At 66.5% G+C, this 20,094-nt stretch carries 16 protein-coding genes; 11 read left to right on the top strand and 5 right to left on the bottom strand.

The features are described from left to right. Nucleotides 1-92: 92 nt before the first annotated feature. Entirely contained in the window at nucleotides 93-1,676 is a 1,584-nt protein-coding gene (locus ACQKIE_RS05795; protein WP_427456693.1) for an amidase, read from the bottom strand. Between the two features lie 130 nt (nucleotides 1,677-1,806). Between ACQKIE_RS05795 and ACQKIE_RS05790 the strand changes: the two genes are divergently transcribed. Both ACQKIE_RS05790 and ACQKIE_RS05785 read left to right on the top strand, forming a co-directional pair. After that, nucleotides 1,807-2,511, top strand: coding sequence for a c-type cytochrome (locus ACQKIE_RS05790; RefSeq protein WP_427456691.1), 705 nt, complete (start codon nucleotides 1,807-1,809; stop codon nucleotides 2,509-2,511). A 3-nt stretch (nucleotides 2,512-2,514) separates the two neighbouring features. Next, nucleotides 2,515-3,735, top strand: a complete 1,221-nt coding sequence (locus tag ACQKIE_RS05785) for a c-type cytochrome (protein WP_427456689.1) — start codon at nucleotides 2,515-2,517, stop codon at nucleotides 3,733-3,735. Here ACQKIE_RS05785 and ACQKIE_RS05780 read toward each other — a convergent pair. Then, nucleotides 3,711-4,244 carry a mismatch-specific DNA-glycosylase gene (locus ACQKIE_RS05780; protein WP_427456687.1) on the bottom strand — a complete coding sequence of 178 codons (534 nt, stop codon included), beginning with the start codon at nucleotides 4,242-4,244 and terminating at the stop codon, nucleotides 3,711-3,713. The two genes, ACQKIE_RS05785 and ACQKIE_RS05780, sit on opposite strands and share 25 nt — an antisense overlap. 44 nt (nucleotides 4,245-4,288) lie before the next feature. On the opposite strand from ACQKIE_RS05780, the gene ACQKIE_RS05775 reads away from it, so the two are divergent. Then, complete coding sequence (locus tag ACQKIE_RS05775; RefSeq protein ID WP_427456685.1) at nucleotides 4,289-5,407, top strand: mechanosensitive ion channel family protein; 1,119 nt, start codon at nucleotides 4,289-4,291, stop codon at nucleotides 5,405-5,407. A 100-nt stretch (nucleotides 5,408-5,507) separates the two neighbouring features. Continuing rightward, nucleotides 5,508-6,077, top strand: coding sequence for a DUF1003 domain-containing protein (locus ACQKIE_RS05770; protein WP_427456683.1), 570 nt, complete (start codon nucleotides 5,508-5,510; stop codon nucleotides 6,075-6,077). A gap of 69 nt (nucleotides 6,078-6,146) precedes the next feature. Here the strand turns inward: ACQKIE_RS05770 and typA are convergent, their stop codons facing one another. Both typA and ACQKIE_RS05760 read right to left on the bottom strand, forming a co-directional pair. Continuing rightward, entirely contained in the window at nucleotides 6,147-7,997 is a 1,851-nt protein-coding gene (gene typA / locus ACQKIE_RS05765) for a translational GTPase TypA (RefSeq protein ID WP_427456681.1), read from the bottom strand. Nucleotides 7,998-8,120: 123 nt separating this feature from the next. Next, complete coding sequence (locus ACQKIE_RS05760) at nucleotides 8,121-10,310, bottom strand: pilin (protein WP_427456679.1); 2,190 nt, start codon at nucleotides 10,308-10,310, stop codon at nucleotides 8,121-8,123. A gap of 172 nt (nucleotides 10,311-10,482) precedes the next feature. Between ACQKIE_RS05760 and ACQKIE_RS05755 the strand changes: the two genes are divergently transcribed. The 5 genes from ACQKIE_RS05755 (at nucleotide 10,483) to ACQKIE_RS05735 (ending at nucleotide 16,250) form a co-directional block, all read left to right on the top strand. After that, nucleotides 10,483-12,237 (top strand): 3-hydroxybutyrate oligomer hydrolase family protein, encoded by a 1,755-nt coding sequence (locus ACQKIE_RS05755; protein ID WP_427456677.1) that lies wholly within the window; start codon nucleotides 10,483-10,485, stop codon nucleotides 12,235-12,237. A gap of 125 nt (nucleotides 12,238-12,362) precedes the next feature. Further along, nucleotides 12,363-12,869 (top strand): peptidylprolyl isomerase, encoded by a 507-nt coding sequence (locus tag ACQKIE_RS05750; protein WP_427456675.1) that lies wholly within the window; start codon nucleotides 12,363-12,365, stop codon nucleotides 12,867-12,869. 90 nt (nucleotides 12,870-12,959) lie between these two features. Then, nucleotides 12,960-14,159 (top strand): aminotransferase class I/II-fold pyridoxal phosphate-dependent enzyme, encoded by a 1,200-nt coding sequence (locus ACQKIE_RS05745; RefSeq protein WP_427456673.1) that lies wholly within the window; start codon nucleotides 12,960-12,962, stop codon nucleotides 14,157-14,159. Between the two features lie 35 nt (nucleotides 14,160-14,194). After that, the gene (locus tag ACQKIE_RS05740) at nucleotides 14,195-15,178 is read left to right on the top strand and encodes a malate dehydrogenase (RefSeq protein WP_427456671.1); all 984 of its coding nucleotides are present in this window, start codon (nucleotides 14,195-14,197) and stop codon (nucleotides 15,176-15,178) included. Nucleotides 15,179-15,299: 121 nt separating this feature from the next. Further along, complete coding sequence (locus ACQKIE_RS05735) at nucleotides 15,300-16,250, top strand: cation diffusion facilitator family transporter (RefSeq protein WP_427456669.1); 951 nt, start codon at nucleotides 15,300-15,302, stop codon at nucleotides 16,248-16,250. A 142-nt stretch (nucleotides 16,251-16,392) separates the two neighbouring features. Here ACQKIE_RS05735 and gnd read toward each other — a convergent pair whose 3' ends face one another. Beyond that, entirely contained in the window at nucleotides 16,393-17,397 is a 1,005-nt protein-coding gene (gnd, locus tag ACQKIE_RS05730) for a phosphogluconate dehydrogenase (NAD(+)-dependent, decarboxylating) (RefSeq protein ID WP_427456667.1), read from the bottom strand. A 206-nt stretch (nucleotides 17,398-17,603) separates the two neighbouring features. Here gnd and ACQKIE_RS05725 point away from each other — a divergent pair, with 206 nt between their 5' ends. After that, entirely contained in the window at nucleotides 17,604-18,098 is a 495-nt protein-coding gene (locus ACQKIE_RS05725) for a pyridoxamine 5'-phosphate oxidase family protein (protein ID WP_427456665.1), read from the top strand. Between the two features lie 73 nt (nucleotides 18,099-18,171). After that, nucleotides 18,172-20,091, top strand: a complete 1,920-nt coding sequence (locus ACQKIE_RS05720) for a M1 family metallopeptidase (protein ID WP_427456663.1) — start codon at nucleotides 18,172-18,174, stop codon at nucleotides 20,089-20,091. Nucleotides 20,092-20,094 lie beyond the last annotated feature (3 nt).

Raw genomic sequence — 20,094 nt, 5'->3', positions numbered from 1 at the left:
TCGCGACAAGGTGCAAGACCTTGCTTCGTCCCATCGCCGACAGGGTCGGCTCCCACCGAGCAAGCGAGAGTCGGCTATCTAACGTCGGCAGTTCAACGCAGCGGCAGTGTCGGCAGGAAGGTCGGCCGGCGGAAGGCGTTCGCCTTCTGCTCCACGCCGTAGGCAATGGCGATAAGCGTCGGCTCGCTCCACTTCGCACCGAAGAACACCACGCCGATCGGCAGTTCATGCGCGAACTCGACGGGCAGGGTGATCGACGGATAACCCGCGATGGCCGCTGGAGCCGATACGCCACCGACCGTCGGGTCGCCGCTGACCACGTGATCGCCCAGCACGAGGTCGTTAACGAATGCCGGGCCCCAGCCAGGTGCGAGCAGGGCATCCAGCTTGTCTTTCTTCAGCGCGGCGTCGATGCCTTCGGGGCCGGCGAGGCGCTTGTTCTTGTCGCGCATCGCGATGTACTTCGGATCGTCCAGCCCACCTTTCGCTTCCGCGGCGAGGAACAGCTCCTGCCCGAACCACGGCATTTCCTTTGCCGCCTCGCGTTTGTTGAAGGCGATCAGGTCGGCGAGCGTCTTCATCGGCTGGTCGGGGCGGGTCGCGAGGTAAGCGGCGATATCGTGCTTGAACTCGTAGAGCAGTACGTCGATCTCGTGCTCGCTCAGCTCCTTCAGATGCGGAATTTCAACGTTGTCGACGACCGTCGCTCCCTGCGCCTTGAGCAGGGCGATGGTGTGTTCGAGTGCGCGGTCGGCGTTGGGTTCGATGCCCGCGAGTTGCCGCACGACACCGATGCGCTTGCCGCGCAGCGCGTTCGGATCGAGGAACTTCGTGTAGTCGGTGGCGTGCTTGTCGGCTTCCGCGGTGGCTGGATCGCGCGGGTCGCTGCCGGCGATGGCACCGAGCACGATCGCCGCGTCCCTGACGCTGCGTGCCATGGGTCCCGCGGTGTCCTGGCTGTGCGAAATGGGCACGATGCCCGTGCGGCTGACGAGTCCGACCGTGGGCTTGATGCCGACCAGTCCGGTCATCGACGCGGGACAAATGATCGAGCCGTCCGTTTCGCTGCCGATCGCCACGGTGGCGAGTCCGGCGGCGATGGCGGCGCCCGAACCCGCGCTCGAGCCGCAGGCATTGCGATCGAGCACATACGGATTGACGGTGAGGCCGCCGCGACCGGTCCAGCCGCTGGTCGCGTGGTTGGAGCGCATGTTGGCCCATTCGCTGAGGTTGGCCTTCCCTAGGATGATCGCGCCGGCCTTGCGCAGGCGGGCGGCAACCTCGGAATCGCGCGGCGCGGGCTTCATCGTGAGCGCCAGCGATCCGGCGCTGGTCATCATGCGGTCGCCCGTGTCGATGTTGTCCTTGAGCAGGATGGGAATGCCCGCGAGCGGACCCGTCGTGCCGCTCTTGCGCGCGATCGCCAAGGCATCCGGATTGGTCTCGAGCACGGCGTTGATCGTCGGTCCGGCCTTGTCGATCCTGGCGATGCGATCGAGGAACAGTCGGGTCAGGCCCTCGGGTGTCAGTTCGCCCGACGCATACGCCTTGCGTACCCCGTCGATGGAGGCGAAGGCATCGTCCTCACCGGGCGCGCGGGCGTAGGCGATGGTGGCCTGGAACGATAGCGCCATGGTGGCCGCGAGGACGAATGGCCTGGTCCAGCGATGCTGCATCGGTATTCCCCCGGATTGGACGAAGAGTCGCAGGCTCATCTTAACCGGGCCAGCGACGGCATATACTCCCCGATGCCACGCTCCGGCGCAGCCACCAGGGGTGCGCCACCGTCTCGCCAGGGAGTGCCACATGCGTCGTCTCTTCCACGGGTTGCTCGTCGCGGCCGCCGTGCTCTGCGCCACATCCGCGCCTGCCGTGGATGCACCGGCCGTGCCGGACACGCTGGCGCAGCGCATCGCCGCCTGCACCAGTTGCCACGGTGAGCACGGGGAAGGCGGGGACAACGGTTTCAATCCCCGCCTCGCCGGCAAGCCGGCGGGCTACCTGCATCGGCAGATGCAAGACTTCCAGCGCGGCCTGCGCCATTACGACATCATGGAGTACATGGTGGCGCCGCTCACCGATGCCTACATGCGCGAGATCGCCGAGTACTTCGCCAGCCAGGACGTGCCTTATGCGCCGCATCCGGTGCCTCCGACGACGCCCGCGGCGATGGCGCGGGGCGAGCGGCTGGCGACGCAGGGCGATCCGTCACGCGGCGTGCCTGCCTGCATGGCCTGCCATGGCCCGAACCTCACCGGCGTACAGCCCGACACCCCGGGCCTGGTGGGCCTTCCTTACGACTACATCAGCGCACAGCTAGGCGCATGGCGCACGGACACCCGTAGCACCGTCGCGCCCGATTGCATGGCGACGATCGCGGGCAGGCTGAGCGATTCGGACATCAGCGCCGTGGCCGCGTGGCTCGCGCAACGCCCGGTGCCGGCGGACGCGCACGCGGAACCGGCGGGCAGCGTCAAGCCGCCGCTGCACTGCGGCGTGCTGGGAGGCTGACCGATGACCACGTCCTCCCGTCTCTTCGCATGGCTCGCGCTGTTGCTCGCCACCACGGCCACATGCGCCGCCACGGATGTCGAGCGCGGCAAGTACCTTGCCACCCTCGGCGACTGTGCCGCCTGCCACACCTCGCGCAGCGGGCAACCGTTTGCGGGCGGACGTGTCCTGCCGACGCCGTTCGGTGCCATTCCCGCTCCCAACCTGACGCCGGACCGGGACACCGGCATCGGTGCGTGGTCCGCCGACGACTTTTATCGGGCGATGCATTCTGGCGTGGGGCATGACGGCAGGTCGCTTTATCCGGCGTTCCCCTTCACCTCGTATACGAAGGCGACGCGAGCGGATGTCGATGCGATCTTCGCGTACCTGCGCAGCCTGGCCCCGGTGAAGAACGTCGCCACGCCCAACACCCTGCGCTGGCCTTACCGCATGCGCCCGTTGATGGCGGCGTGGCGCACGCTGTACTTCGACGAAGGCGAATACACGCCCGATCCCAAGCGTTCGGCCGCGTGGAACCGCGGCGCCTACCTCGTGGAGGGCATCGGCCATTGCAACGAATGCCATGCGCGTCGCAACAGCTTCGGCGCGATGGTGCGGGAGCCTTTCCTCGCCGGCGGCGTGGTGCCGGTACAGAACTGGTACGCGCCCGACCTTTCGATGGGTGCTAACGGGGGACTGGCGGGCTGGACGGAGGCCGACGTCGTCGCGTTGCTGAAGACCGGGCGTTCCGCCAGGGGCACGGCTTTCGGTCCGATGGCGGAGGTCGTCATGCGCAGCACGCAGCACCTCGACGATGGCGATCTTGCGGCGATGGCGACCTACCTGAAGTCGCTGCCCGATCGTGACGCGCCGCGCCGGCGTGAGTCGGCGGCCGACGCCCGCGAGCTGGCGATGCGCGGCGCGAAGGTATACACGGAGCAGTGCGCGACCTGCCATGCCGCCGATGGACGCGGCAAGGGCGATGCGTATCCGCCGCTGGACGGCAATGGCTCAGTGACCGAACCGACGGGCATCAATACCATCCGCATCGTGCTGTCAGGCGGATTCGCGCCCGCCACGACGGACAACCCGCGCCCGTATTCGATGCCGCCGTTCTCGCAGAAGCTGAGCGACGACGACGCGGCGGCCGTGGTGACTTATATCCGTCAGGCATGGTCGAACAAGGCGGCATCCGTCTCGCCCGGCGATGTGCGCGCCTATCGTTCCACGCCGGGCAGCTGAGCGGCCACTTCGTCCGCCATCGCTTGCCATCGGCGCAGGTCCCAGGAGCGCCGCGCCTGTCCCGAGGGTGAGGGCAGCACGAAGGTCATCGCACCGCCGAAGCGTGCGGCCTGCAAGCCGTAAGTGATGCCCTTGCCGAGCGCGGCGGTGCCACCGTGCTTGCTCGTGAACGCGATGACGCGCGGCGCGAAATGCTCGACCTTGCTGCGCAACGCCGCGACGTCGAATGCGTCGACAGGCAGTTCGGCGTCGTTCCCGTAGTGGAATTTCGAAAGGTCGGTGAGACCGATGCCGAAGGTCGGCAACAAGGGATATTCCGCCGGAGCGAGCAGGCGCGGTGTCAGCCCGACGGCGACGAGCGTGCGCCAGAACATGTTTCCCGGATGCGCGTAATACGCGCCGTCCCGTGCCGACCGCGTGCCGGCAGCTGTTCCGCAGAAGACGACGCGCAGCCCTGGGCGCAGGAGATCGGGGAGAACGAAGTCCTCGGTGGTGCGGTGGCTCGTCATGCGCACACTCTACATCGACATCCGCGTGACTAAGCTAGGAAGCCATGAACGTTCCCGACTGGATGCTGGACTTCGCGCATCCGTGGACGCGCTTCGCGCTGATCGTCGTTATCGCGCTGGCTGCCGCGGGTTTTCTTCGCCGCATCGTGCAAGCACTCTTGCGCCGCTTCGCCGTGCGCCATCCCATGGGTGCCTCCATCGTCGCCAGGGCCAACGCGCCGTCGGAGGCGATGATTCCCCTCGTCACCTTGCTGCTCGCCTTTCGCGCCGCGCCGGATGAACCCGCGCGGTGGATCCGTGGATTGGAGCACGTGCTGGGCGTGGGGCTCATCGTCGCGTGCACATGGTTCGTCGTGCGTTGCCTGGGCGCGCTCGAGGCGGCGGTCTCGCGGTTCAATCCGATCGACCTTGCGGACAACCTGCGCGCGCGCCGACTGCAGACACAGGTGCGCGTGCTGAGCCGCACGGCGATGGTCGTGGCGGTGGTGCTCGGTATTGGCGTGGCCCTGATGACGTTTCCCACCGTGCGCCAATTCGGCGCGAGCCTGCTCGCATCGGCCGGCCTGGCGGGCCTGGCTGTCGGCCTCGCCGCCAAGCCGGTCCTGGGCAACCTGATCGCCGGCATACAGATCGCCCTGACCCAACCGATCCGCATCGACGACGTCGTGATCGTGGAAGGCGAATGGGGCAGGGTGGAGGAGATCAGCAGTACGTACGTGGTGGTGCGTATCTGGGACGAACGACGGATGATCGTGCCGCTCCAGTACTTCATCGAGCATCCCTTCCAGAACTGGACGCGCACGAATTCGCAGATCCTCGGCTCCGTGATGCTCTGGTTCGACTACGGGCTGTCGCTGGATCCGTTACGCGTGGAGCTGGAACGCCTCTGCAAATCGGCGCCGGAATGGGACGGCCGGGTCTGCATCCTGCAGGTCGTGGACAGCAACGAGAAGGCGATGCAGTTGCGGGCCCTGGTGAGTTCTCCGGACTCGGGCAAATCGTGGGACCTGCGCTGCAAGGTGCGCGAGGGACTCATCGACTTCGTCCGCCGCGAATACCCGCAGTTCCTCCCGCGCTTTCGGGGCGAGATGGAAAGCGCCGTGCGCGCCGCGGACGCCGCCATGCCGCCATTCGTGAGCCGCACGGCCTCATCCCGTCGCTGACGGCGGGCATGGCACGGCGTGTCACGACAAGGCCCGACAAGGCCCGGGAAAGCCACGCGTGCTAGCTTGCGTGCCGCGCCTATCGACCCTGGAGACCGCCGTGGCACACAACGAACAAAGCACCGACCAGTCGGCCCACCGCTGGTTCTCGAAAGGCATCGATGATCTCGGTCATGCCGAGCAACGGATCCTCGAAAAGCTCGCGCAGCGGAAGGTCGTCTCCCAGGACGTGAACGCCGAGTTCCGTTCGGACCTCACGTTTGGCCAGCGCCTGGCGGACAACGTCTCGCGCTTCGGTGGCTCGTGGACCTTCATCCTCATCTTCGCGGGATGCCTGGCATTGTGGACGGGCCTGAATACGTACGTGCTGCACAAGCCGTTCGATCCGTATCCGTACATCTTCCTCAACCTGCTCCTGTCGATGCTCGCGGCGGTGCAGGCGCCGGTGATCATGATGAGCCAGAACCGGCAGGCGGCGATGGACCGGCTCGATGCCGCCAACGATTACAAGGTGAACCTGAAGGCCGAGCTCGAAATCATGGGCCTGCACGATCGCCTGGACCAGATCTGCGCGATCCAGCTGGCGACCCTGATCGCGACACAGCAGGAGCAGATCGAGTTGCTGACGAAGCTGACGGGACAGACGGGCACGGCCTCCGACCGTTCCTGAACACGGCGGCGCCCACAACCAAAAGGCCCGGCTTTCGCCGGGCCTTTCGTCATCGCAGCAAACCGGGGATCAACCCTGGCCGCGCGACGCCTTCTTGCGATCGTTTTCCGTCAGGTGCTTCTTGCGCATGCGGATTTCCTTCGGCGTCACCTCGACGAGTTCGTCGTCGTCGATGAAGTCCAGTGCCTGCTCCAGCGTGAACTTCGTGGCCGGGGTCAGCTGGATGGCGTCGTCCTTGCCCGATGCGCGCATGTTGGTCAGCGGTTTCGGCTTGATCGCGTTGACCGTGAGGTCGTTGTCCTTCGCATGGATGCCGATCAGCTGGCCTTCGTACACCGAGTCGCCCTCGGCGGCGAACAGCTTGCCGCGCTCCTGGAGCGGGCCGAGCGAGTAGGCCGGCGTGGTGCCCGGGGCGTTCGCGATCATGACGCCGTTCTGGCGCTTGGCGATCGGAGCGGGCGTGTACGGACCGTAATGCTTGAACACGTGGAACAACAGGCCCGAACCCTGGGTCAGGGTCTTGAACTGGTTCTGGAAGCCGATCAGGCCGCGAGCCGGGATTTCATACTCGAGGCGAACGCGGCCGTTGCCGTCCGACACCATGTTCTTCAGTTCACCCTTGCGGATGCCCAGGCGCTCCATGACGCCACCCTGGTGGATTTCCTCGACGTCGATCACCAGTTCCTCGATCGGCTCCATCTTCTGGCCGTCGATTTCCTTGATGATGACTTCCGGACGCGACACGGCGAGCTCGTAGCCTTCACGGCGCATGTTCTCGATAAGCACCGAGAGATGCAGTTCGCCGCGACCCGAGACCAGGAACTTGTCGGCATCGGAGCCGTCTTCCACGCGCAGGGCCACGTTGTGCACCTTCTCGCGGTCGAGGCGCTCACGCAGCTGGCGGCTGGTCAGGAACTTGCCGCCGGAAAGGTCCTTGTGGCCGACGAACGGGGAGTTGTTGACCTGGAAGGTCATGCTGATCATCGGCTCGTCGACGCTCAACGGCGGAAGCGCTTCCGGCACGTCCAGCGAGGTGACGGTGTCCGAAATCGTCAGCTCGGGAATGCCCGAGATGGCGACGATGTCGCCCGCTTCGGCGGAATCCTGCTCGATGCGCTCGAGGCCGAGGAAGCCCAGCACCTGGACGACCTTGCCCTGGCGCTTCTTGCCTTCGCGATCGATCACGGCGACCGGCATGCCCTTCTTCAGGGTGCCGCGCTGGATGCGACCGATACCGATGACGCCGACGAAGTTGTTGTAGTCCAGCTGGCTGATGCGCATCTGGAACGCGCCCTCGGGATCGACGTCCGGCTTCGGCGCGTGCTGCATGATCGCTTCGTACAGCGGGGTCATGTCGCCTTCGCGAACGTTCTCGTCGAGCGAGGCGTAACCGTTGAGCGCGGAGGCGTAGACGATCGGGAAGTCCATCTGCTCATCGGTCGCGCCGAGTTTCGCGAAGAGGTCCCACACCTGCTCGACCACCCACTCCGGACGGGCGCCCGGACGGTCGACCTTGTTGACGACGACGATCGGCTTGAAGCCCATCGCGAACGCCTTCTGCGTGACGAAGCGCGTCTGCGGCATCGGGCCGTCCATCGCGTCGACGAGGATCAGTACGGTGTCGACCATCGACAGCACGCGCTCCACCTCGCCACCGAAGTCGGCGTGTCCCGGGGTGTCGACGATGTTGATGCGGTTCTTGACGCCCTTCTTCTTGTCTTCCCAGGTGATGGCCGTGTTCTTGGCCAGGATCGTGATGCCACGCTCCTTTTCCTGGTCATTCGAATCCATCACGCGCTCGGCAAGCACGGTTCGCTCGTTGAGCGTGCCGGACTGCTTGAGGAGCTGATCGACGAGGGTGGTCTTGCCGTGGTCGACGTGAGCCACGATGGCGATATTGCGCAGGAATTCGATCGACATGCGTCATGCGCCGGCCTTCAGCCGGTGCACCTCTTTGGTATGGGAAGCCGCCGATTATAAAGGAAAATGGAGACGTCCGCATGACCGGCCAGGACTGCCTCGGGGCAGCCCCGGCCGGGTCGATCAGGGCGTCAGCGGCTCGTCGCGGCATTGGGCCGGCAGGTACTTCTGCTCCACGCCTTCGCCGGAACAGCCCCACGAGATCGCATGCCCCTCCACCCGGGGCGTGAGCACGAGCGTGGCCGAGGCCAGCCGGGCGTCGGCCTTGTGCGGCGGGTTCGCATCCATCGTGACGACGATCTCGCCGCCCGGGCCCACTTCGACGGCACCGGCATAGTCGTTGCCGAGGCTGGCGGGCGACCCGAGGCCGGCGGCGGCATTGTTCGCCGGGAACTTGCCCGTCGCCTGCCGGCGCTGGGCGACGGCCGCCTTGGCGGCATCCGCGGCGCCGAGCGCGCCGGCGACCTGGCTGCGCAGCGTGTACTCCTGGTACTGCGGGACGGCGATCGCTGCGACGATGGCGACGCCGGCAATGGCACCCATGCCCCCGACCTCGCCAACCAGTTCGACCGGGCTCTGCTCCCAGGTGAGCGACACGGCCAGGGTGTCGCGGTCCACCTCGACCGCCGCGCCGAGCACGCCCTTTTCAGGCAGGTGCAACGTGTGCGCCGAGGGCAGGCCGGCGACGTCGACATCCGCCCCCACCGCGCCACCGAGGATCTGGAGCACCTGGATGTACGAGTAGTAGGCTTCGCGCTGCGCATCGCGGCTCGTGGCGGTATAGCCGAACAGTGTGCGGCCACCGGGGTAGGCGCGCGCCTTGAACCAGTCGTCCAGTGAGGTGTCCGGCTTGGCGGCGGCACGATCGGAAAGCGCCTGCGGCACCTTGGCCATCACCACCCAGTCGCCATCCTCGACCCAATAAGAACGCCCGCCGAATCGCGTCATCAACGCCATCAGCGGTTTGAGCGATGGGTCGGTTCCGGGAGGAAGGTCGTCCTCGCCCGGGCCCGGCATGGACATCCAGTGCACCTCGGTGCCGTCCACGGTGGTGACGCCGCTTTTCCAGCCCTTGGCGCCCATGCTTTCGATTCGCGCGTACCAGTCCTTTCGATCCGGCGTGCGCATGGCGTAGAACAGACCCGCATCGTCGGAGAACACGAGGAACTCGGGACCGAACCAGCGGAACCAGTCGTTGGGGCCGGCATCGTAGCGCGCCTGCATCTTGCCGATGGATGCGCGGTACGCCTTAGCGGCATCTGCTCCGAAATCGAGGTTGAGGTTGTCTTCGAAGCCCTTGTACGTCTTTGCGTCGGGCAGGGACAGCGTCATGGCCCAATGCGGTTCGCCCACGCTCTTCAGCGTCGGGGCGAACGACGACGGTGCGAGGTACTGCAGCAGGCGAGCCTGGGGTGCGTGGGCGATCACGCGGAACTGCGCGCGCCCGTCGACCGTGCCCCCACCGAACGCGATGGCATCCGTCTTCGAGGCGAGATCGGCGGGCAACCGCCCGAGCGGCGAATCGCCCGCCTGCGCCGCGGCCACGCCGCCGATGCCGCGCACGACGACCCAGCCGAACAGTCCTTCGCCGGAGACATCGATGCGAGCCTCGAGCGCGGTCAGTGTCGCGGGCACCGTTGCGGGTGTCGCCTTATCGAACGAGGCGACGACCTCGTCGAGGACCGCCTTGTCGCTGGGCGCCTGGGCCGCCTGGGTGATCCACAGGCGATGCGTGACCGCGTCATAGCGAATGGCGCCGCCGCCGGCGAGTCTTCCATAGCCTTGCGCATCGAGCGGTGCCGCCAGCAGGGGCGAGGTGCCGCCAAGCGTGGCGACGCGCGCGTTGAGCGCGGCCACCGACGGATAGTCGAGGACGGCGGTGACCACCGCGCGCGATGTCGGAGCGGGGATGCCAAGGGGATCGACCAGCGCGACCTCGACCGACGAACGAAGGTCGCCGAGCAGCAGGTTCACCAGCGGCGCGATCTTCAGGTCGGCGAGCACCTTGTCCTTTGCCATGCCTTCGCGAATGCGGGCGATGGCGTCCAGGTGCGCCTTCGTCGACAGCGCGGCGTCCAATGGCCGGCCTGACGGCACGCCGCCGAGCATCGCCCATGGCGAGGGAATACGCAGGTAAGCGACCGTCTGCGCGGGCAGGTGCTGGCGCATCCAGGCGGGCGCGGCGATGGCGGCTTGCGCGGCGGCGACGGCCTTCGGATCGGCTGGCGTGGCGTCGTCTTTCTTATGGCAGGCGACGAGGCCGAGTGCCGCGACGATGGTGGCGGACAACAGGACGGTGCGACGGGCAATCATTGCTCTTTCCCCTTGGATTCATCCGGCTCCTGCCGGGCTGCGCGAGGATAGCAGCGCGCTTGAGAGCGGGGGAGGAAGCCACGCTCGCGTCGAGGTCGGATTTTGCTGTCTGCCACATCGGGCGGCAGGCGGGAAAATGTGCTACCTGTTCTTCGATACGAAGGAAGGCCGCATGTACGCATCCGAAGAGTTCGGCGCCATTCGCGTCACCACGCACCGCCACGGCGACGACCTGCTCAGCGCCGGTCTGGGCCTTCGAGGACTCGCAGGGGCGCCCGCTCCGTTTGCGCAGCCGGCAGCCCCGACACCGGAAGAACTGCGCCGTCGCGCCATCCAGAGCAGTTGGAAAGGCATCGCCGACCTCGGTCCGCTCGGCGGCTTCGGCACGTTGTACGGGCAAGTGCCCGACGTGCCGGGCAGGGAATTCACCACGTTCGCGACGTTGCCCGGTGCGCAAGCCTCGCACCGCGTGCTGCTGCAGGTGCCGGACGCCTTCGATCGCACGAAGCGATGCCTCGTCGTCACGGCATCGCCTGGAACGCGAGGCATCTACGGCTCGATCGCTCTCGCGGGAGCCTGGGGTCTGCCGAAGGGTTGCGCGGTGGCCTACACCGACAAGGCGGCGGGCAGCGGTTACTTCGACACCACGGACGACAGCGGCGTCGCGCTGGACGGCACGCGGGCCAAAGCGGGCGAGGTTCCGCTCGAGTTCGAACCCAAGGGCGCGACGACCCTCGGCGGCATCGCGGTGAAGCATGCGCATTCGGGCGACAACCCGGAGGCGGACTGGGGGCGTCACGTCCTCCACGCGGTCCGCTTCGGGCTCGCGATGCTCGATCGCGCCTTTCCCGAGGAGGCCCCCTTCACGCCAGGCAACACGCGCATCATCGCGACCGGTTTGTCGAACGGCGGCGGTGCCGTCCTGCGCGCGGCCGGCGAAGATACCGACGGCATGCTGGCGGCCGTCGTGGCCCTCGCGCCGAATATCCATGTGGCGGGACATGGCCGCCCCTTCTTCGATTACGCGACGGAAGCGGCCGTGCTCTTGCCGGCCGCGCTGGCGGCGGGGGCATTCGACGACGCGCCGTTTGCTCGCGTCGCCAACGCACAACCTCCGGCATGGGCACTGCGCGGCGCTTCGTTGCGCCTCCACGGCCGGCTGAGCGAAACCCTGCCGACTGCCCAGGCGAGCGAGGCGCTCGCGATGCTGCGCGCGTCGGGGTGGCGCGACGATGCGATGGCGGTGGGAGCCTCGTCCACCTCGCTGGATCTCTGGCGCACCGTGACCGTTGCCTATGCGTCTGCCTATTTGCGGCGACCCGTCGGCGACATGCCCTGCGGCTATCAGTATCGGCCGCAGCACACCGGTGGGATGGCACGCCCGGTCGACGCCATCGTGCGCGCTGCCTGGTGGGCGGACGGCTCGGGATCCCCGCCGGGAGCGGGCATCCTGCTGACCGGCGGCACGGACCTGTCGCTGGATCCCACCTTGCCGGGCAACCTTTGCCTGCGCGAACTGTGGACGGGGCAGGGCGGGGATGCGCGACGGCTGCGCGAAGCCGTGGCCGCCACGGCCGCCGCCTTGCCGCGTGACGATCTGCCGATCTTCGTGGTGCATGGCGCGCAGGATGGCCTCATCCCCGTCGGCTTCTCCTCGGAGCCGTATGTGACGTGGTTGCGCGCCTCCGGACGCTCGCCCGTGTTCTGGAAGGTGCCGTACGCCCAGCATTTCGACGCCTTCCTGGCGTTCCCGGATTTTGGTGACCGCCACGCGCCGCTGCTGCCTTTCGGTTATGCGGCCCTCGACCGTGCCTGGGCGTGTGTTGCCGAAGGGCGCGCCCTTCCCGAGGACGCGGCGGTCCGCGATACCCGCCCACGGGGCCCTGGTCCCCTCACGGCCTCGGCGCTCGCCGTGCCCGCGACCTGAACCGTCGTCACGCTTTCTTGCTTGAACTCCTGTGACGAGGGCGCCATCTTCGGTAGCCTTGCATCCCCCCGGGCGGTTCGCGACGAGCGCGGCTGCCCGCATTTCAACGAGTTACAGGAACCGCGATGACCATCAACGTCACCATGAAGACGAACAAGGGCGACATCAACCTGCGCCTGCACGACGAGAAGACCCCGATGACGGTGGCCAACTTCGTCAACCTGGCGAAGCGTGGGTACTACGACGGCTTGTCGTTCCATCGCGTCATCGCCGACTTCATGATCCAGGGCGGCTGCCCCGAGGGTTCCGGCCGCGGTGGCCCGGGCTACAAGTTCGGCGACGAGTTCGACGGCAGCCTGAAGCACGACAAGCCGGGCGTCCTGTCCATGGCCAATGCCGGCCCGGGCACGAACGGCTCGCAGTTCTTCATTACCCATGGCCCGACCCCGTGGCTGGACGGCAAGCACAGCGTGTTCGGCGAAATCGTTGGCCCGGAAGACCAGAAAGTGGTCGACGCGACCCGCCAGGACGACACCATCGAAAAGGTCGAGGTTTCCGGTGACGTCGACGCCCTGCTCGAGAAGCAGGCGGCCAAGGTGAAGGAGTGGAACGCGACGCTCGACGCGCGCTGAGCGGCTGCGAGGGGCGATTCCCCCTACAGCGGTTGGTGGCGGGGCCGTGTTAAAATACCGGCCTTTGCCCCATCCGCCGTCGAGGAAACGATGCCGCAGCTCGCCAAGCGTATCGGTCGTGCCAAGCCCAGCGCGATCATGGTCATTGCCGAGAAGGCCAAGCGCCTGAAGGCCGAAGGTCGCGACATCGTCAGTTTCTCGATCGGCGTGCCGAACTTCCTGCCAGGCGAGCACGTGTATGCCGCCGCGCGCGAGGCCCTGGCGAAGGACTCCGGTCAGTACGGCAGCAATCGCGGCCCCGACGCGCTTATCGACGCCTTCCTCGCTCATATCGAGGCGCTTGGTCTCACGGGCTACACCCGCAAGAACGTCACCACCGGCGTCGGCGCGAAGCAGGTGCTCTACAACCTTGCCGAAGCGCTGCTGGACGAAGGCGACGAGATCGCCTTCCCGGCGCCGTACTGGACCAGCTACCTCGACATCGCCGACATCGTCGGCGCGAAGATCAACATCCTGCCGTGCCCACCGGAGCAGCATTACAAGCTCACGCCGGCGCAGCTGGACGCGGCGCTGGCGCGCAAGCCGCGCGTCTTCCTGTTCAACAACCCGTCCAATCCGACGGGCATGGTCTATACGCGCGAGGAAATCGCCGCGCTGGCCGACGTCATCGCGAAGTACCCGGACACCTGGGTCATCACCGACGACATCTACAACACGATGGTGTTCGACGACGTCGGCTACCACAACTTCGTGCACGTCCGTCCCGAGCTGAAGGACCGCGTGATCTTCGTCGACTCGCTGTCGAAGACATACGGCATGCCGGGCTGGCGCGTGGGCTTCATCGCCGCGCCGGAATCGGTCGCGCTCGCCGTCACCACGCTCAACTCCAATCACATCACGAGCCTGCCGGAAGTGGTCAATGCCGCGGCCCTGGCCGCCTTGTCCGGTCCGCAGGACATTCCCGCCGCGAAGCGCGGCGAGTTCGCGACGAAGCGCGACCGCGTCTACAACGCGCTCGTCTCCATCCCCGGCGTGGTCTGTCCGCGTCCGCAGGGCGCGTTCTACGCGTTCCCCGATATTTCCGTGGCCTTCGGCAAGAAGCACAACGGCGTGGCGATCGACTCCGACGTCGACTTCTGCGCGGTACTGCTCGAAGCCAAGGGCGTGGCCTGCGTGCCGGGTTCGGCTTTCGGCGAGCCGCGCGCTTTGCGCATTTCCTATTCCTGCCCCGACGAGGCGCTCGACAAGGGCATGGCCCGCATCGTCGAGTTCTTCGCCGAGCTCACCTGATCGCCAGTCCCCAGCGACTACCAAGGAGTCGAAAGATGAAAGCACCCGTTCGCGTTGCCGTCACCGGCGCAGCCGGCCAGATCGGCTATGCCCTCCTGTTCCGTATCGCCGCCGGCGACATGCTCGGCCCCGACCAGCCGGTGATCCTGCACCTCCTCGAGATCACCCCGGCGCTGCCGGCGCTGCAGGGCGTCGTGATGGAGCTCAATGACTGCGCCTTCCCGACCCTTGCCGGCGTGGTCGCCACGGACGACGTGAACGTCGCCTTCAAGGACGTCGACTACGCGCTGCTCGTCGGTGCCCGTCCGCGCGGCCCGGGCATGGAGCGCAAGGACCTCCTCGAGGCCAACGGCGCGATCTTCGGTCCGCAGGGCAAGGCCCTCAACGACCACGCCAAGCGCGACGTGCGCGTGCTGGTGGTCGGCAACCCGGCCAACACCAATGCGTTGATCGCCCAGCAGAACGCGCCGGACCTCGATCCGAAGTGCTTCACCGCGATGGTTCGCCTCGACCACAACCGCGCGCTGTCGCAGTTGGCCGAGAAGACCGGTGCGCACACGACCGACATCAAGAAGGTCACCATCTGGGGTAACCACAGCTCCACGCAGTACCCCGACCTGCACGAGACCACCGTGAAGGGCAAGGCGGCGCTGGAGCAGGTGGACCAGGCCTGGTACGCCGACACGTTCATTCCCACCGTGCAGCAGCGCGGCGCGGCCATCATCAAGGCACGCGGGGCCTCGTCCGCCGCTTCGGCCGCCTCGGCCGCGATCGACCACATGCGCGATTGGGCGCTGGGCACGACCGACGGTGACTGGGTCTCGATGGGCATTCCGTCCGACGGCTCTTACGGTATCGAGCCGGGCGTGATCTTCGGTTACCCGGTGACGGTGAAGGACGGCAAGTACGCCATCGTCCAGGGCTTGGAGATCAACGCGTTCTCGCAGGCGCGCATCGACGCGACCAACAAGGAACTGCGCGAGGAGCGCGCGGGCGTGGAGCACCTGTTCGCGAAGTAATCGCGGCAGGGTTCTGCAAACGAGGAGGCCGCGCTGCAAGGCGCGGCCTTTTTCTTTTTGCTCACTGTCAGCCCTGCTACCTTCGGCCAGTGCCCCGAAGGTCGATACGTCAACGTGAGGGATGGTCGTGGCCCATAGCCCGAAACTCGTCGTCTACGCCGCGCTCGCCGCCAATGTCGGCATCGCGATCGCGAAATTCGTCGCCGCCGCGGTCACTGGCAGTTCGGCGATGCTGTCGGAGGGCGTGCACTCCCTCGTCGACAGCGTCAACGAGGTATTGCTGCTGTATGGCCTGCGTCGTTCGCAGCGGTCGCCGGATCGGCAGAACCCGCTCGGTTATGGGCGCGAGTTGTATTTCTGGAGCTTCATCGTCGCCTTGCTCGTGTTGGCCCTCGGCGCCGGGTTTTCCCTTTATGAGGGCGTGAACCACATCCTGGCGCCGGAGCCGCTGCGCGACCCGACGGTGAATTACGTCGTGCTCGCCGTGGGCGTGCTGTTCGAAGGCACGTCGTGGTGGCTGTCGCTCAAGAGCGTGCAGAGGAAGAAGGGGAAACTCGGTTACTTCGAGGCGTTCCGCATCACGAAGGATCCGACCACGTTCTCCGTCCTGTTCGAGGACAGCGCGGCGTTGCTCGGCCTGGCGATCGCCGCCCTGGGCGTGTACCTCTCCCATGCCCTCGGCGACCCGCGCATCGACGGCTGGGCATCGATCGGCATCGCGGTGGTGCTGGCACTGGCTTCGGCGCTGCTGGCGCGAGAGAGCAAGGCCCTGCTCATCGGTGAGCCGGCGCATCCGAACCTGCTGGCACGCGTGTGCGGCATCGCAGGACGCGTAAAGGGCGTCGAGGCGGTGAATGGCGTGCTCACACTGCAGCTGGGGCCGGATCACGTGCTGGTCGCCGTGTCGGCGGCTTTCGACGATCGCCTGACGACGGTCGAGATCGAGGAATGCGTGCGGACGATCGAGGCGCGCACGAAGGCGGCTAACCTGCCCATCGTGGCGCTGTTCGTCAAACCGCAGACGCCGGAGCGCTGGCGTGAGCGATTGGATGAATTGGATGGCGGCACCTGATCACAACCCCAGGTGACCGACGGAGCCCTTGTAGGAGCCGCTATAGCGGCGAGGAAAGCCTGCGGAAAGGTCGCAAACTTGCTCTCGCCGCTATAGCGGCTCCTACAGAGAAAGGCCCTCTAAAAGCGGCTTGCCCGCTAGCTCAGGAATGCTCGCCTTCCTTCGGTGGCTTGCCGCGGCCTTCGATGTGGCCGCCGAAGCCCATGCGCATCGCGGAGAGCAGGCGCTCGGCGTAGGTGTGATCCTGGCGCGAGCGGAAGCGGGCGAAGAGGGCGGAGGTAAGGACCTCGGCCGGCACGGCCTGCTCGATGGCGGCGTTGATCGTCCAGCGGCCTTCGCCGGAATCGTCGACGTAACCTGAGTAGTTGTCGAGCTCCGGCCCCTTGGCCAGCGCACTGGCGGTAAGGTCGAGCAGCCACGACGACACCACGCTGCCGCGGCGCCAGACTTCGGCGATATCGGCCATGTCCAGTGTGTAGCGCTCGCGTTCCGGCAAGTGCGCGGCGTTGCGGTTCTTGAGGATGTCGAAGCCTTCGGCGAAGGACTGCATCATCCCGTACTCGATGCCGTTGTGGATCATCTTGACGAAGTGGCCCGCGCCGGCGGGACCCGCGTGCATGTAGCCGTTCTCGACGCGCGGATCGCGACCTTCACGGCCTTCGGTGCGCGGAATGTCGCCCGCGCCGGGAGCGAGCGTCTTGAAGATGGGATCGAGGTAGTCGACCGTGGCCTTGTCGCCGCCGATCATCATGCAGTAGCCACGCTCCAGGCCCCAGACGCCGCCCGAGGTGCCGACGTCCACGTAATGCTGGCCCTTGGCCGCGAGGGTCTCGGCGCGACGGGCGTCGTCCTTGTAGAAGGTGTTGCCGCCATCGATGACGATGTCGTCCTTGCCCAGCAGGTCGCTGAGCCGGGCGATGGTCGCCTCGGTGATCTCGCCGGCTGGCAGCATGACCCAGACGACGCGGGGCGAGGGCAGGGCCTGGACCAGGGCCTCGAGCGATTCGACCGCTTCGCCGCCGTCCTTCGCCAGCGATTCGCGGGCGGCAGGGTTGTTGTCATAGACAACGGTCTGATGACCGTCCCTCATCAGGCGGCGAGCGATATTGCCGCCCATGCGGCCCAGTCCGATCAAACCGATTTTCATGCGTGGGGTCCTCGATGTATGAACTCGGGAAATATGCGGATACCCAGGCCATATGCAAGGTATACGTAGGGATGCAGCCCGCTAATAGTGCCACGCCGCAGGTGACCGATGATGTGAGGGCGGCGTTTGCCTCCGGCCGGCGCGGCTTGACGGCGCGTTGAGCGGCGGGATGGGACGGTGCGGTTTTCCACGCCCGGAGCACCGACATGGCCGACGTACGCCAGGAAGAGATGGACAGGATCTGGTCCCTGATCAAGGACGCCCGCGTGGCGATGCTGACGAGCGAGCGCGATGGCCGCCTCTACAGCCGCCCCATGGTGGCATCGCAGAAGGGCTTCGATGGAAGCCTGTGGTTCTTCACCCGCAAGAGCTCGCCGAAGGTGGCCGAAGTGGAAGGGCACAGGCAGGTCAACGTCGCCTATGCCAGTTCGGCCGACAACAGCTACGTATCCCTTTCGGGAAACGCCGTCATCGTCGAGGACCGCGCCGCCATCGAGGCGCACTGGAACGAATGGATCAAATCCTGGTTCCCGGACGGGAAAGACGATCCGGACCTCGCCCTCCTGCGCGTGGACGTCGACACGGCCGAGTATTGGGACGCGCCGTCCTCGAAGATGGTCCTGGCCTTCGATTACCTCAAGGCGCGGGTCACGGGGACGACGCCGCATGCTGGCGAGAACCGAAAGGTCGATCTCCGCTGACCTGACTTCCGGCATGGTGGAGTCCGGATTCGGTTGCCGGTTACGCTGAGGGGTCGCCTCCCGAGTGTAGCCAATGAAAAACCTTGCCCGTCTTTCGCTCGCCGCCGTCGCCCTCGCGGGCGCCTGCGGCGCCATGGCCGCCACGTTCGACCCGCGCGAGACCTTCGCGCCGTTCACGTATCCGCAGCCGGTCAACGCCTATCGTTCCGGCAGCGGCATGCCGGGTCCGATGTTCTGGCAGAACCGCGTCGATTACGACCTGGCGGCCACGCTGGACCCGGTGAAGAACACCGTATCCGGCAAGGCGATCATTCACTACACGAACAACAGCCCGGACGCGCTGGACGTGCTCTGGCTGCAGCTCGACGAGAACCGCTTCACCCAGGACGCCCGCGGTAACTTCACCTCGGGCAAGGCGGAAAAACGTCATACCGATGGCTATCGCATCGCCTCGGTGACGATCGACGGCAAGAAGGTGGATTACGTCGTCAGCGACACCCGGATGCAGGTGCGGCTCCCCGGGGCGCTCGCGCCGAAAGGCGGCAAGTTATCGCTGACCATCGCGTATTCCTACGATCTCCCAGGGGACTTCGGCGGCAGGACGGGATTCGCGCCATCGAAAAACGGCAACATCTACGAGATGGCGCAGTGGTATCCGCGCATGTGTGTCTATGACGACCTTCGCGGGTGGGATACGGCGCCCTACCTCAACAGCGAGTTCTACCTCGAATATGGCGATATCGATTACGCCATTACCGTGCCGTCGGACATGATCGTCGCCGGGTCGGGCGAGCTCGTGAACCCGGAAGACGTGCTCACCCCCGCGCAGCGCGAGCGTCTCGCCAAGGCACGCCAGAGCGACAAGACAGTCATGATCCGCACGCCGGCGGAGGTGACCGATCCAGCCAGCCGGCCGAAGAAGGGCGGGACGCTGACCTGGAAGTTCCGCATGAAGAACACCCGCGACGTCGCCTTCGGCGCGTCGACGGCGTATGTCTGGGACGCCGCGCGGATCAATCTGCCGGAAGGCAAGACGGCGCTCGCGATGTCCGTCTACCCGGTGGAAAGCGTCGGCGAGGACCGCTGGAGCCGTTCCACCGAATACCTGAAGTCCTCCGTCGAGCACTTCTCCACGAAGTGGTACCCGTATCCCTATCCCGTGGCGATCAATGAGGCCGGCACGGCGGCCAGCGGCATGGAGTACCCGGGCATCGTCTTCGATCCCATGAAGGCGCCGGCGAAGCCGCTGCACATGGTGACCGCGCACGAAATCGGCCACACCTGGTTCCCGATGGTCGTGGGCAGCGACGAGCGCCGCAACGCATGGATGGACGAGGGCTTCAACACTTTCATCGACGTGTATGAGGCGGACGCGTTCAACCATGGCGAGTTCGCTCCCAAGCGCGACGGCGAATACGCGCCGAAGGGCGGCAACCCGGTCGACGAGATCCTGCCGCTGCTCGCGGACCCGGATGCGCCGCCGTTGTTGATCGGCGCCGACATGGTCAAGGAGAAGTACCGCCATCCCGCGACGTACTTCAAGGCGGCGCTCGGCCTCGTGCTCCTGCGCGAGCAGATCATCGGGCCGGAGCGCTTCGATCCCGCGTTCCGCAAGTACATCGCCACCTGGGCCTTCAAGCATCCGACGCCCTCGGATTTCTTCCGCCTCATGGAAAGCGAGGCAGGCGAGGACCTGTCCTGGTTCTGGCGCGGCTGGTTCGCGCACAACTGGCAACTGGACATGGCGGTGGACAAGGTGGACGGTTCGACCGTCACGGTTTCCAACCGCGACCAGCTGGTGATGCCGGCGACGCTGCGGGTCACCTTCGACGACAAGTCCACGCGTGATATCCGCGTGCCGGTGGAAACATGGCAACAACACACGTCGTTCGACGTGGACGTGCCGGGTGGCCGCCGGATCGTGCGTGCGGAGATCGATCCCGACCACACGATCCCCGATCGCGATCGCGGCAATAATGCGTGGCCCCGCTGACGG

Source organism: Luteibacter sp. NPDC031894 (assembly GCF_050273135.1).
In the GTDB taxonomy this organism is placed as follows: Bacteria; Pseudomonadota; Gammaproteobacteria; order Xanthomonadales; family Rhodanobacteraceae; genus Luteibacter.
This window is presented reverse-complemented; position numbering and strand designations above follow the sequence as displayed.

Excerpts from the sequence above, each read along its gene's own strand:
- ACQKIE_RS05745 (WP_427456673.1), top strand. The coding sequence starts at position 12,960 with ATGCCGCAGCTCGCCAAGCGTATCGGTCGTGCCAAGCCCAGCGCGATC.
- ACQKIE_RS05735 (WP_427456669.1), top strand. The coding sequence starts at position 15,300 with ATGGTCGTGGCCCATAGCCCGAAACTCGTCGTCTACGCCGCGCTCGCC.
- ACQKIE_RS05785 (WP_427456689.1), top strand. The coding sequence starts at position 2,515 with ATGACCACGTCCTCCCGTCTCTTCGCATGGCTCGCGCTGTTGCTCGCC.
- ACQKIE_RS05760 (WP_427456679.1), bottom strand. The coding sequence starts at position 10,310 with ATGATTGCCCGTCGCACCGTCCTGTTGTCCGCCACCATCGTCGCGGCA.
- typA (WP_427456681.1), bottom strand. The coding sequence starts at position 7,997 with ATGTCGATCGAATTCCTGCGCAATATCGCCATCGTGGCTCACGTCGAC.
- ACQKIE_RS05790 (WP_427456691.1), top strand. The coding sequence starts at position 1,807 with ATGCGTCGTCTCTTCCACGGGTTGCTCGTCGCGGCCGCCGTGCTCTGC.
- gnd (WP_427456667.1), bottom strand. The coding sequence starts at position 17,397 with ATGAAAATCGGTTTGATCGGACTGGGCCGCATGGGCGGCAATATCGCT.
- ACQKIE_RS05725 (WP_427456665.1), top strand. The coding sequence starts at position 17,604 with ATGGCCGACGTACGCCAGGAAGAGATGGACAGGATCTGGTCCCTGATC.
- ACQKIE_RS05755 (WP_427456677.1), top strand. The coding sequence starts at position 10,483 with ATGTACGCATCCGAAGAGTTCGGCGCCATTCGCGTCACCACGCACCGC.
- ACQKIE_RS05740 (WP_427456671.1), top strand. The coding sequence starts at position 14,195 with ATGAAAGCACCCGTTCGCGTTGCCGTCACCGGCGCAGCCGGCCAGATC.
- ACQKIE_RS05750 (WP_427456675.1), top strand. The coding sequence starts at position 12,363 with ATGACCATCAACGTCACCATGAAGACGAACAAGGGCGACATCAACCTG.
- ACQKIE_RS05780 (WP_427456687.1), bottom strand. The coding sequence starts at position 4,244 with ATGACGAGCCACCGCACCACCGAGGACTTCGTTCTCCCCGATCTCCTG.
- ACQKIE_RS05720 (WP_427456663.1), top strand. The coding sequence starts at position 18,172 with ATGAAAAACCTTGCCCGTCTTTCGCTCGCCGCCGTCGCCCTCGCGGGC.
- ACQKIE_RS05775 (WP_427456685.1), top strand. The coding sequence starts at position 4,289 with ATGAACGTTCCCGACTGGATGCTGGACTTCGCGCATCCGTGGACGCGC.
- ACQKIE_RS05795 (WP_427456693.1), bottom strand. The coding sequence starts at position 1,676 with ATGCAGCATCGCTGGACCAGGCCATTCGTCCTCGCGGCCACCATGGCG.